The 11,948-nt window shown below is 68.5% G+C and carries 12 protein-coding genes; 9 read left to right on the top strand and 3 right to left on the bottom strand.

The features are described from left to right. Window positions 1–237 precede the first annotated feature (237 nt). From AC0Z9V_RS14105 to AC0Z9V_RS14075, 7 genes are read left to right on the top strand one after another with little or no spacing between them, the layout of a single operon-like run. The gene (locus tag AC0Z9V_RS14105) at window positions 238–1,557 is read left to right on the top strand and encodes an extracellular solute-binding protein (RefSeq protein WP_133079884.1); all 1,320 of its coding nucleotides are present in this window, start codon (window positions 238–240) and stop codon (window positions 1,555–1,557) included. Continuing rightward, entirely contained in the window at window positions 1,554–2,471 is a 918-nt protein-coding gene (locus AC0Z9V_RS14100) for a carbohydrate ABC transporter permease (RefSeq protein WP_133079883.1), read from the top strand. Before AC0Z9V_RS14105 ends, AC0Z9V_RS14100 begins: the two co-directional genes overlap by 4 nt. Before the next feature lie 2 nt (window positions 2,472–2,473). Then, window positions 2,474–3,364 carry a carbohydrate ABC transporter permease gene (locus tag AC0Z9V_RS14095; protein WP_208739840.1) on the top strand — a complete coding sequence of 297 codons (891 nt, stop codon included), beginning with the start codon at window positions 2,474–2,476 and terminating at the stop codon, window positions 3,362–3,364. Window positions 3,365–3,386: 22 nt separating this feature from the next. Then, window positions 3,387–4,568, top strand: a complete 1,182-nt coding sequence (locus AC0Z9V_RS14090; protein WP_485141895.1) for a Gfo/Idh/MocA family protein — start codon at window positions 3,387–3,389, stop codon at window positions 4,566–4,568. After that, window positions 4,561–5,634 (top strand): sugar phosphate isomerase/epimerase family protein, encoded by a 1,074-nt coding sequence (locus AC0Z9V_RS14085; RefSeq protein WP_208740293.1) that lies wholly within the window; start codon window positions 4,561–4,563, stop codon window positions 5,632–5,634. Before AC0Z9V_RS14090 ends, AC0Z9V_RS14085 begins: the two co-directional genes overlap by 8 nt. Beyond that, a complete protein-coding gene (locus AC0Z9V_RS14080; RefSeq protein WP_459269455.1) occupies window positions 5,631–6,326 on the top strand; it encodes a ThuA domain-containing protein in 696 nt (231 codons plus the stop codon). The genes AC0Z9V_RS14085 and AC0Z9V_RS14080 overlap by 4 nt, the downstream gene beginning before the upstream one ends. After that, the gene (locus tag AC0Z9V_RS14075; RefSeq protein ID WP_485141894.1) at window positions 6,311–7,441 is read left to right on the top strand and encodes a Gfo/Idh/MocA family protein; all 1,131 of its coding nucleotides are present in this window, start codon (window positions 6,311–6,313) and stop codon (window positions 7,439–7,441) included. Before AC0Z9V_RS14080 ends, AC0Z9V_RS14075 begins: the two co-directional genes overlap by 16 nt. 82 nt (window positions 7,442–7,523) lie before the next feature. Here AC0Z9V_RS14075 and AC0Z9V_RS14070 read toward each other — a convergent pair whose 3' ends face one another. The 3 genes from AC0Z9V_RS14070 to AC0Z9V_RS14060 are packed head-to-tail and all read right to left on the bottom strand — an operon-like array spanning window position 7,524 to window position 10,364. Next, the gene (locus AC0Z9V_RS14070) at window positions 7,524–9,773 is read right to left on the bottom strand and encodes a heavy metal translocating P-type ATPase (RefSeq protein ID WP_485141893.1); all 2,250 of its coding nucleotides are present in this window, start codon (window positions 9,771–9,773) and stop codon (window positions 7,524–7,526) included. Window position 9,774: 1 nt separating this feature from the next. Beyond that, window positions 9,775–9,999: a cation transporter gene (locus tag AC0Z9V_RS14065; RefSeq protein WP_133079877.1), complete on the bottom strand. Its 225-nt coding sequence runs from the start codon at window positions 9,997–9,999 to the stop codon at window positions 9,775–9,777. Window positions 10,000–10,034: 35 nt separating this feature from the next. Beyond that, entirely contained in the window at window positions 10,035–10,364 is a 330-nt protein-coding gene (locus AC0Z9V_RS14060; protein ID WP_133079876.1) for a metal-sensing transcriptional repressor, read from the bottom strand. A 141-nt stretch (window positions 10,365–10,505) separates the two neighbouring features. Here AC0Z9V_RS14060 and AC0Z9V_RS14055 point away from each other — a divergent pair, with 141 nt between their 5' ends. Together AC0Z9V_RS14055 and AC0Z9V_RS14050 are read left to right on the top strand one after the other, a co-directional pair. Then, a complete protein-coding gene (locus AC0Z9V_RS14055) occupies window positions 10,506–11,165 on the top strand; it encodes a DUF305 domain-containing protein (RefSeq protein ID WP_485141892.1) in 660 nt (219 codons plus the stop codon). Between the two features lie 129 nt (window positions 11,166–11,294). Next, window positions 11,295–11,948 (top strand): thioredoxin-like domain-containing protein, encoded by a 654-nt coding sequence (locus AC0Z9V_RS14050; RefSeq protein ID WP_459287887.1) that lies wholly within the window; start codon window positions 11,295–11,297, stop codon window positions 11,946–11,948.

Here is an 11,948-nt window from a genome sequence, read left to right as displayed (position 1 = left end):
GCACGAGTCTGACGGGTCCCGTCTCGCAGGGCAAGATCCCCAGCAGAAGAGGGAAGAAGCAGGGGTATTGACCGCCCGCTGTGATGCAGGTAACTTTCCCCTTGTTAGTTTGTTGTTATCGAAAACATTTCGAAATCTCTTCCGCAGCGTGGCGGTCAGCGACCGCATACCCGCGGAGTTGACCTGCCCATCTCAGCCGGCCCCCTGCCTCGAGCTGAGTCGACTACGGAAGAACTGATGAAAATGCGAACAACCACCTCCCTCATCTCGGCAGCCTCCGCCATCACCCTCGCCCTCGGTCTGGCCGCCTGCGGATCCAGCGGACCCGCCGACCCCGCCGCCGATTCCGATTCCCCCACCATGTGGGCGCTGACCGGCAGCAGCGAGAACATCTTCCGCTCCTCCGTCGAGGACTGGAACAAGGCCAACGCGGACGACAAGATCAACCAGGAATTCTTCGCCAACGACGCCTACAAGACCAAGGTGCGCACCGCGGTGGGCGCGGGCGAGGGACCCACCTTCATCTACGGGTGGGGCGGTGGCGTACTGAAGTCCTATGTCGATGCCGGCCATGTCGGCGACCTGGACCAGTTCCTCGCCGACAACCCCGAGGTGAAGGAGCGCTACATCCCCTCCGTCCTCGAGAACGGCGTGATCGACGGCAAGACCTATGCCCTCCCGAACAACAACATGCAGCCGGTCGTCCTCTACTACAACAAGCAGGTCTTCGAGGACATGGGCGTCGAACCCCCCGAGACCTGGGACGACCTGATGGCGCTGGTACCGGAGTTCAACGACGCGGGGATCGCGCCCTTCGCCCTGGCGGGCCAGTCGAAGTGGCCGAACCTGATGTGGCTGTCCTACCTCGTCGACCGCATCGGCGGACCCGAGGTCTTCCAGGCGATCCTGGACGGGGAGGAGGACGCCTGGTCCGATCCCGCGGTGATCGAGGCCCTCACGAAGATCCAGGAGCTGGTCGACGCGGGCGGGTTCATCAACGGCTTCTCCTCGATCGCGGCCGACGCGGGAGCCGACAGCGCCCTCCTGTACACCGACAAGGCGGCGATGATGCTCCACGGCGGCTGGGTCTACCAGAACCTGAAGAACGACGCCCCGGAGTTCGTCGAGTCGGGAGAGGTCGGATTCGTGCCGTTCCCCGAGGTCGAGGGCGGCGCGGGCGACCCCGCGAACGTGGTCGGCAACCCCGCGAACATGTGGTCCGTCTCCTCCACGGCCTCCGAGCAGCAGAAGGAATCCGCACTGAACTACCTCAAGGACGGACTGTTCAGCGAGGAGTACACGCAGGCCATGATCGACTCGGGCGCGGTTCCCGCCGTCAACGGCATCGAGGACCAGCTCGCAGCCTCCGAGGACAAGGACTTCGTGGAGTTCGTCTACGGCCTGGCGCAGGACGCACCGAGCTTCCAGCTCTCCTGGGACCAGGCGCTGAGCCCCGCCCAGGGCGACGCCATGCTCGCGAACCTCGACCAGATCTTCATCGGCGAGATCACCCCCGAGGAGTTCGCCGAGAACATGAACGCCACCCTGGGCAAATGAGCACGCTGCTGAAGCCCAAGCCCGCCATGAGAGTGCGGGGCGCCCGGGCGGAAGGCCCCTCGGCGTGGATGGTCGTCCCGGCGCTGGCCTTCTTCCTGGTCTTCGCCGTCCTGCCCCTGCTCGGCGTGGTGTTCCTCAGCTTCACCAACTGGAACGGGCTGGGCGCGATCACCTGGGCCGGACTGGAGAGCTGGCGAACCGCACTCACCGACTCGGTGACCCTGAACGCGCTGATCGTCACGCTGAAGATCATGGTCTACTCGCTCCTGGTGCAGGTCCCGATCAGCCTCCTCCTGGGCGTGTTCACGGCGGGCAACCAGCGCTACCGGGCGGTGCTGGCGGTCCTGTACTTCGTCCCGCTGCTGCTCTCGTCGGCTGCGGTGGCGATCGCGTTCAAGGCACTGCTGGACCCCAACTTCGGCATGGGTCCGGGCCTGGGCCTGCCGATCCTCGCCCAGAACTGGCTCGGCAGTGCCGACCTGGTGCTGTTCGTGGTCATCTTCGTCATCGCCTGGCAGTTCGTCCCCTTCCACACGCTCATCTACCAGGGTGGCGTCCGCCAGATCCCGGCGTCCTTCTACGAGGCGGCCCAGATCGACGGGGCCGGCCGGATCCAGCAGTTCTTCCACATCACCCTGCCCCAGCTGAAGTACACGATCATCACCTCGTCCACCCTCATGGTCCTGGGATCCCTGGCGTACTTCGACCTGATCTTCGTCCTCACGGCAGGCGGTCCGGGGTACGCGACCCGTCTCCTCCCGCTGCACATGTACCTCACCGGCTTCCGGGCCAACGACATGGGAGCAGCGAGTGCCCTCGGCGTGATCCTCGTGGTGATCGGGCTGGGTCTCGCCCTCGTGTTGCAGCGGCTCGGCGGCAACAGCCGCAGTGCAAGCCAATTGGAAGGAGCGTAGCCATGGCACTGGCAACCGAGACGGCGCAGGGCGCCGATGAGCAGGCGGGCGAGCGCTCCCAGCGGAAGCGGGTGGGCAGGAGCAGTCCGAACGTCCTCGGGGGGCTCGGCGGCTGGGTGTGGCTCGCCCTGATCATCCTGCCCGTCTACTACGTGATCATCACGAGCCTGAAGAACCAGGCGGGCTTCTTCGGCTCGAACCCGCTGGCGCCACCCACGGACCCGACCCTGGCAAACTACCGGACGGTCCTCGAGGCGGACTTCGTCCGGTACTTCGTGAACAGCGTCATCGTGACGCTGGGAAGTGTCATCCCGGCCGTGATCGTCTCGTTCATGGCGGCGTACGCGGTGGTGCGGGGAAGCGGGCGCATCATCACGTCCGCCCATACGCTGTTCCTGATGGGCCTCGCCATCCCGCTGCAGGCGACCATCATCCCCATCTACTTCATGATCACCAAGGCGCACCTCTATGACACACTGCTGGCGCTGATCCTGCCGTCGATCGCCTTCGCCATCCCCATCTCCGTGCTGATCCTGTCGAACTTCCTCCGGGACGTCCCACGGGAACTCTTCGAATCCATGAGGCTGGACGGCTGCTCGGAATTCACCATGATGTGGCGCCTCGCCCTGCCGCTGGTCCGCCCGGCGGTGGTCACGATCGCCATCTACAACGCACTGCACGTCTGGAACGGGTTCCTCTTCCCGCTGATCCTCACGCAGAGTCCCGACAAGCGGGTCCTGCCGCTCTCGCTCTGGGCGTTCCAGGACGAGTTCAGCGTGAACATACCGGCGGTCCTCGCCGCCGTCGTGCTCTCCACCCTCCCGCTGGTGGTCCTCTACGTGCTGGCCCGCCGCCAGCTCGTCAGCGGACTGACCGCCGGGTTCAACAAATAGACCGAAAGGAATCGCCAGCCTGATGACTTCTCCACAGCAATCGGCCCTGCGGGTCGGGATGGTCGGCTACGCCTTCATGGGAGCGATGCACTCCCATGCCTGGCGTACCGCCCCGCGCTTCTTCGACCTCCCGCTCCAGCCCGAACTCGCCGTCCTCGCCGGCCGCGACCCGGCCGCCGTGGAGGCGGCGGCCGGCAGGTTCGGCTGGCGGGAGACCGAGACCGACTGGCGGGCCCTGGTGGAGCGTGACGACGTCGACCTCATCGACATCTGCACCCCCGGGGACACCCACGCCGAGATCGCCATCGCAGCACTCGAAGCGGGCAAGCACGTGCTCTGCGAGAAGCCGCTCGCGAACTCGGTGGAGGAGGCCGAACGCATGGCGGCGGCGGCCCGGGCCGCCGAGGCGAAGGGGGTCTTCGCGATGTGCGGGTTCTCCTACCGCCGCACGCCCGCCCTGACCCTGGCCCGGCGGCTCGTCGACCAGGGGAGGCTCGGGACGATCCGGCACGTCCGGGCGCAGTACCTCCAGGACTGGCTGACGGACGAGACCGCACCGATGACCTGGCGCCTGGACAAGAGCAGGTCGGGGTCGGGTTCCCTCGGGGACATCGGAGCGCACAGCATCGATGCCGCGCAGTACGTGACCGGGTTGCCCATCACGGGAGTCTCCGGCCTCCTCACCACCTTCGTCCACGAACGTCCCCTCGGCGGGACCCTGGTGGGTCTCGGCGGCCAGGGTTCCAGCGACGGGGCGACCGGCACGGTGACGGTGGACGACGCCGCGATCTTCAGTGCACGCTTCGAGTCAGGAGCGATCGGCGTCTTCGAAGCCACCCGCTTCGCGACCGGCAGGAAGAATAACATGCGCCTGGAGGTCAACGGGAGCCTCGGCTCGCTCGCCTTCGACTTCGAGAACATGAACTCCCTGGAGTTCTACGACGCGACGCAGCCTCCCGAGACCGCGGGGTTCAGCACGATCAACGTCACCGATTCCGTGCACCCCTACACGGGCAACTGGTGGCCGGCCGGGCACGGCCTCGGCTACGAGCACGGCTTCACGCACCAGGTCGTGGATCTCGTGCAGGCCATCGCCGACGGCACCACACCGTCACCGTCCTTCGACGAGGCACTGCGGGTCCAGAAGGTCCTGCACGCCATCGAGAAGTCCGCCGCGAGCGACTCGGGGTGGCAGCATGTCTGAGGCCTTCGCGACCGGAGCTGCCACCCCGCGCCCGGTGACCCTGTTCACCGGCCAATGGGCCGACCTGCCGTTCGAGGACGTGGCGAGGATGGCCGGTGAGTGGGGCTTCGACGGCCTCGAGATCGCCTGCTGGGGAGACCACCTGGACCCGGGGCGGGCCGCGCAGGACGACGACTACGTCCAGGACCGCCTCCGGATCCTCGAGGAGAACAACCTCGCCGTCCACGCGATCGCCATCCACCTGACCGGGCAGGCCGTCGGCGACGACCCGATCGACGAGCGCCACCAGGACATCCTCACCCCCGAGGTCTGGGGGGACGGCGATCCCGAGGGAGTCCGCCGGCGGTCCGCCGAGGTCGTCAAGGACAGCGCCCGGGCCGCAGCCCGGCTCGGGGCGTCGGTAGTCACCGGGTTCACCGGATCCTCCATCTGGAAGTACGTCGCGATGTTCCCTCCCGCCTCCGAACGGATGATCGAGCGTGGCTACGAGGACTTCGCGGCTCGCTGGAACCCGATCATGGACGTGTTCGACGCCGAGGGGATCCGCTTCGCGCTCGAGGTGCATCCGTCCGAGATCGCCTACGACTACTGGACGACCCGGCGCACGCTGGAGGTCATGAGGAACCGGCCCGGCTTCGGGCTCAACTTCGACCCCTCGCACTTCGTCTGGCAGGACCTCGACCCCGTGATGTTCCTGCAGGACTTCGCGCCGCACATCTTCCACGTCCACGTGAAGGAATCCGTCCGGCAGCTGAACGGACGCAACGGACGCCTCGGCTCACACCTGCCGTGGGGGGACCCGCGGCGGGGCTGGGACTTCGTCACCGCCGGGCACGGGGACGTGCCCTGGAAACCGATCTTCCGCATGCTCAACGCGATCGGCTACCAGGGACCCACCAGTATCGAATGGGAGGACGCCGGAATGGATCGCCTCATCGGCGCGCCGGAGGCCCTCGCCCTCGTGCGGCAGCTGGCCACCATAGCCCCCTCGGGGGCCTCGTTCGATGCAGCCTTCTCCGCCCGCGGGCGCGACAGCCGATCCACGACCACGAAAGAGGCATCATGACCAGCAAGGAAGCACTCGTCGTCCGCGGCGGCTGGGACGGGCACCAGCCCGTCGAAGCCACGGACCGTTTTCTCCCGTTCCTCCGCGAGCACGGCTACACCGTCCGCATCGAGGAGTCACCGAAGATCTACGCCGATGCCGACTACATGTCGACCGTCAGCCTGATCCTGCAGTGCAACACGATGAACACCATCGAGAAGGACGAGTTCGCCGGGCTCCGGGCGGCCGTCGAGGCCGGGACCGGACTCGCGGGCTGGCACGGCGGGATCGCGGACTCGTACCGCAACGAATCCGACTACCTCCACCTCATCGGCGGTCAGTTCGCCTGCCATCCCGGCAAGCACCCGGACGAGAGGACCGGCGAGCAGTCCGACAACTACGTGCCGTACCGGGTGACCATGCTCCCGGCCGCCGCGGATCATCCGATCACCCGCGGCATCGGGGACTTCGACCTCGTGACCGAGCAGTACTGGGTGCTCGCGGACGACTACATCGACGTGCTCGCGACGACGACCCAGGCCGTCCGCGCATGGGACCCCTGGAACCGTCCCGTCACGTCCCCCGCCATCTGGACCCGCCAGTGGGGCGAGGGCCGTATCTTCGTCGCCACCCCCGGACACCGCGTGGAGATCCTCGACGATCCCAACGTCCGGACCATCATCGAAAGGGGTTTGCTGTGGGCGAGCCGTTGAACGTCGGAATCATCGGCTGCGGAGCGATCGTGGCCCAGTACCTGAAGACCCTGCCGTCGCTGGGATCGGTGAACCTGAAGGCCGTGGCGGACCTGGACCCGGGCCGGGCGCAGGCCGTGGCGGACTCGCAGGAGGGAGTGCGGGCCCTGACCGTGGACGAGCTCCTGGCCGACCCCGGGATCGACACCGTCCTGAACCTCACGATCCCTGCCGCCCACGCGGAGGTGGCGGCTCGGGCGATCGCGGCCGGCAAGAACGTCTACGGCGAGAAACCGCTGGCGGCGAACACGACCGAGGCCCGGGAGGTGCTCGCCCTCGCGGAGGCCGCCGGGGTCCGGGTGGGGTGCGCTCCCGACACGGTGCTCGGGACGGGCATCCAGACCGCTCGCCATGCGATCGACGACGGCCTGATCGGCCGGCCCATCTCGGCCACCGCGACCATGGTCACGCCCGGCCATGAACGCTGGCACCCCAACCCGGACTTCTACTACGTGCCCGGTGGCGGGCCGCTGCTGGACATGGGCCCGTACTACGTCACGGCGCTGGTCACCCTGCTGGGGCCGGTCACGTCCGTCATCGGAGCGGCCAGCCACACGCGGGAACAACGGACCATCGGCGGCGGACCACGGGCGGGCCAGACGGTGCCGGTGACCATCGACACGCACGTCACCGGTGTGCTCGTGCACGAGTCGGGCGCCCTCTCCACCCTGGTCATGAGTTTCGACGCCGTGCAGACGCGATCCTCCAACATCGAGATCCACGGCGAACGGGCCAGCATGACGGTCCCCGACCCCAACTACTTCGACGGGGAGGTGTCCGTCTGCGCCCTGGAGAACAGGGGCAACGACAGGGAGATCGGGTGGGAGGTCCTCCCCGCCAGTGCAGGCTATATCGGAGCCGGCCGCGGGTACGGCCTCGCGGACATGGCCCTCACCCCGCCGGGTGAGCAGCACCGGGCCAACGGGGAACTGGCCTACCACGTCCTCGACGTCATGGAATCCCTCCTGCAGTCGGCTGCGGACGGGATCGCCGTCCCCGTCCGCAGCACCGTGGAACGGCCCAGGGAGGTTCCCCTGACATCACTGTCCGATCTGGCATCGGCCACATCCCGCTGACGGACCGACGGCGGAAAAGACCGGAGCGGTGCCGGCACCCGGTCGGCAGGAGCCGATCGGGTGCCGGCACGGGCCGGCGGGATCACCGCCCGAAGCTGCGCAGCCTCAGTGAATTGGCGACCACGAGGACAGAACTCGCCGCCATCGCCGCCCCCGCGAGCATCGGGTTGAGCAGGCCCAGTGCAGCGACGGGGATGCCCACGGCGTTGTAGAAGAAGGCCCAGAACAGGTTGCCCTTGATGGTGCCCAGCGTCCGGCGCGAGAGCTCGATCGCCTGGGCGACCTGCTCCAGACTGTTGCCCATCACGGTGAGGTCCGCCGCCTCGATGGCGACGTCGGTACCCGATCCCATCGCGATGCCGAGGTCCGCCTGGGCGAGCGCTGCGGCATCGTTGACGCCGTCGCCGGCCATGGCCACGGTCGCCCCTGCCGCCTGCAGTTCGCGCACGGCGTCGACCTTGCCCGCCGGAGTCACCCCGGCGCGGACGTCCACGGCGTCGATCCCCACCGCGGCAGCCACCTGCAGGGCCACGGCACGGTTGTCGCCCGTGAGCAGGACGGGCCGCAGCCCGAGCCGGCGCAGGTGTCCGATCGCGGCCGCGGAACCCTCCTTGACGGTGTCGGACAGGGTGATGATGCCTGCGACGTCGCCGTCGACGGCCACCCACACCGCCGTCGCTCCCGCGTCCTCGGCGGTGCCGAAGGCCGCCGTCTGCTCACCGGTGGGGCGGATCCCGTTCTCCTCCAGCCAGGCTGCCCGGCCGGCCGTGACGGTCACGCCGTCGACCTCGCCGCGCACGCCGCCGCCGGGAGCGCTGGAGAAGCCCGTCGTCTCCGGGAGCCTGCCCTGCGCGGCGGCGTGCCGGGCGATCGCCTGGGCGATGGGGTGCTCGCTCGCGGCCTCGACGGCGCCCGCGAGGCGCAGCAGGCCGGGGGCGTCCATGTCGGACAGCACGACGACGTCGTCCACGGCCATGGCGCCCGTGGTGACCGTGCCGGTCTTGTCCAGCACGATCGTGTCCACGGTCCGGGTGTCCTCGAGGACCTGGGGTCCGCGGATGAGGATCCCGAGCTGCGCGCCGCGGCCCGTGCCGGTGAGCAGAGCTGTGGGCGTCGCGAGGCCCAGGGCGCAGGGGCAGGCGATCACCAGGACCGTGACGGCCGCGGTGAAGGCCGCGTCGAGGTCGCCCGTGAGGACGAGCCAGAGCACGAAGGTGAGGATCGCGAGGACGAGCACCACGGGGACGAAGACGGCGCTGATGCGGTCCGCGAGCCGGGCGATCCGGGCCTTCCCGCTCTGCGCCTGGCTGACGAGGCGGCCCATGTGCGAGAGCACGGTGTCGGAACCGACGCGCGTCGCGCGGACCACGAGCCTGCCCGAGGTGTTGATCGTGGCACCCGTGACGGCGTCGCCCGCGGTCACCTCGACCGGGATGCTCTCTCCCGTGAGCAGTGCGGTGTCGACGGCGCCGGCGCCCTCGGTGACCACGCCGTCGGTGGTGATCTTCTCGCCCGGACGGACCACGAACTCGTCGCCCGGCATCAGCGTGTCGGCGGGCAGGGTGACCTCTATGCGCTCGCCGTCGACGGTGCGGAGCACATGCGCTTCCTTGGCGCCGAGGCTCAGGAGCGACTTCAGGGCGTTCCCGGCCCGCTGCTTGGCCGACGCCTCGAGGAAGCGGCCGAGCAGCAGGAACGTCACGACGACGGCGGCCACCTCGAAGTAGAGGGCATGCGCGTCCATGCCGGCCATGCCGGGGTGCTGCGTCAGGGTGGGATCGGCGGCGAGCTGCCAGGCCGAGAAGAGGAAGGCCGCAGTGACGCCGATGGACACGAGGGTGTCCATGGTGGAGGACAGGTGCCGTGCGTTGACGGCGGCGGCCCGGTGGAACGGCCACGCCGACCAGGTGACCACGGGGACGGACAACGCGAAGACCACCCACCCCCAGTTCGCGAACTGGAGTGCGGGCACCATGGAGATCAACAGGACCGGCACGGACAGGAGTGCGGCGAGCACCAGCCGGGCCCCGAGCAGGGACGGCGTGTGCTCGTGGTCGTGCGCGTCCCCGCCCGGTCGGTCGGGATGCACCACGTGGGCTCCGTATCCGGTGGCTGTGACGGTGTCGATCAGGTCCTGGTCGCTGATGGAGGCGGGAACCCTGACCACGGCGCTCTCCAGTGGCAGGTTGACGCTCGCCTCGACGCCGTCGAGCCTGCCGAGCTTCCGCTCGACACGGCCCACGCAGGACGCGCACGTCATGCCCTGGATGGACAGTTCGACGACGCGCTGCTCCTGGTCGGCGCCCTGCGCCGGGATCTGCTGCGTGGCCATGTCAGGACCCGGCGGGCACCACGGTGTAACCGGCCTCGGCGACGGCTTCGTCGATCGAGGCGGCATCCAGTGGCGCGGAGGACGAGATGGTGGCGGTCGACGTCCCGCCGTTGACGAGGTCGACGTCGACGGTCTCGACGCCGGGGAGCCCGGACAGCTCGCTCGCGACGGCACTGACGCAGTGGCCGCAGGTCATGCCGGTGATGTTGATCGTGGTGGTGGTCATGGTGTTCTCCTCGGATCGGGGTGGATGGTGGCGGATCAGCGCAGGAGCCGGCCGATCGCGGCCGTCGCTTCCTGGACCTTCTCCTGGACGGCGTCGTCGTTGCCGGAGACCTGGGACTCCTGGGCTGCTCCGACGACGCAGTGTGAGATGTGTTCTTCGAGCAGTCCCATGGAGACCGCGTGGAGTGCCTTGTTGACGGCTGCGACCTGGGTCAGGATGTCGATGCAGTACTTGTCCTCGTCGACCATCCGCGCGATGCCGCGCACCTGGCCCTCGATACGGCGGAGCCGCTTGAGGTAGGCGTCCTTGTCGGCGGTGTAGCCGTGCGGTGCCGTGGTCCCGTCCGTTGTGGTCTCGGTGGTCATCGATTCGCTCCTCGCATGTCGTCTACGATACCCTCAGGGGGTATAAGCCGCCACTCCGACCGGATATTCCCGTGTCGAGGAAACGCCCAGCCGGACACCGTAGGGTGGCTGACCGGCACACCTCCGAATCCAAGGACGTCCATGACCCTCTCGCTGTCCGGCTGGCAGAAACGAGTGCTCCTGATCCTCGCCGCGATCGCGGTACTCGCCCTCTTCGCGCTGGCCTTCACCGCAGGACGCATCTCGGCAGGGCCCTCGTATCCGGGCAGGGACAGCGCGGATGCGGGATTCGCCCGGGACATGCAGGTGCATCACAACCAGGCCGTCGAGATGTCGATGATCGTGCGTGACAGCGCCACCGACGAGACGCTCCGCGCGATCGCCTACGACATCGCACTCACCCAGCAGCAGCAGGCGGGGCAGATGTACGCCTGGCTCGAGGAGTGGGGGCTGGGCCAGAGCAGCCCGCAACCCCGCATGGAGTGGATGGCCGCGGGATCCGGTGACCACGGCGGCATGGACATGGGCTCGGGGGACGGTGCGTCCATGCTCACCGCCGACGGCCTCATGCCCGGGATGGCGACCGAGGCCCAGCTCGAGGAACTGCGCGCCGCCGACGGCGAGGACGCCGAGAGGCTCTACCTCACGCTGATGATCAACCATCACACGGCCGGCGTCGAGATGGCCGAGGCGGGTGCCGAACTCGCGGAGACGAGCCAGGTCCGGTCACTGGCCACCAAGATCCAGTCCGGCCAGCAGGCCGAGATCACGCTCATGCAGGGCATGCTCGACGCCCTCTAGGCCGCCCGTCCGGGCCGCGACCCGCTGGGTCGGGTTCGAGGACTGGCGCGACCCGCCGGTACATTTGTTTCCGGCGCAATCCGATCCGCGGTGTACGCCGCAGCCACTCCAGCACCGAAGGACATCTCGTTGAACAAGAAACGTTCCCAGGAGAACCAGGACCGCCAGGCGCGCCTGGCCGCCATCCAGGCCCAGCAGCGGGCCGGTGAACGCAAGCGCAACGCCCTGATCTTCGGTGGTATCGGAGCCGTGATCCTCGCGGTCATCATCGCCGTGACCCTCGTCATCGTGAACCAGGTGCAGGTGAACCGGGACCGTGAGGCTGCCGCCTCGCAGCCCATCGAGGGGATCCAGGAATACCCCGACGTGACGTTCAACCACGTCGACGGCCCGGTCGAGTACGAGCAGTCGCCCCCCGTCGGCGGGGACCACAGCCCCGTCTGGACCAACTGCGGCGTCTACACGGAGCCCGTGCCCAATGAGAACTCCGTGCACTCCATGGAGCACGGAGCCGTCTGGATCACCTACGACCCGGAGATCGGGCAGGAGGAGATCGACAAGCTGACCGAACTCGTGGGGACGCGTTCCTACGTGCTGCTCAGCCCCTACCCGGACCTCGGCACCCCGGTCGCCGCCAGTGCCTGGGGCCTGCAGCTCGAGGTCGACTCCGCGGACGACGCGCGTCTGGCCACCTTCCTCGACAAGTACATCCAGGGCGAGCAGACGCGCGAGCCCGGCGCTGCCTGCTCCGGCGGGATCACCCCGGCCGGTCGCGCCTCCTAG

The sequence above is a fragment of the Arthrobacter sp. UYP4 genome (assembly GCF_057291175.1).
This window is presented reverse-complemented; position numbering and strand designations above follow the sequence as displayed.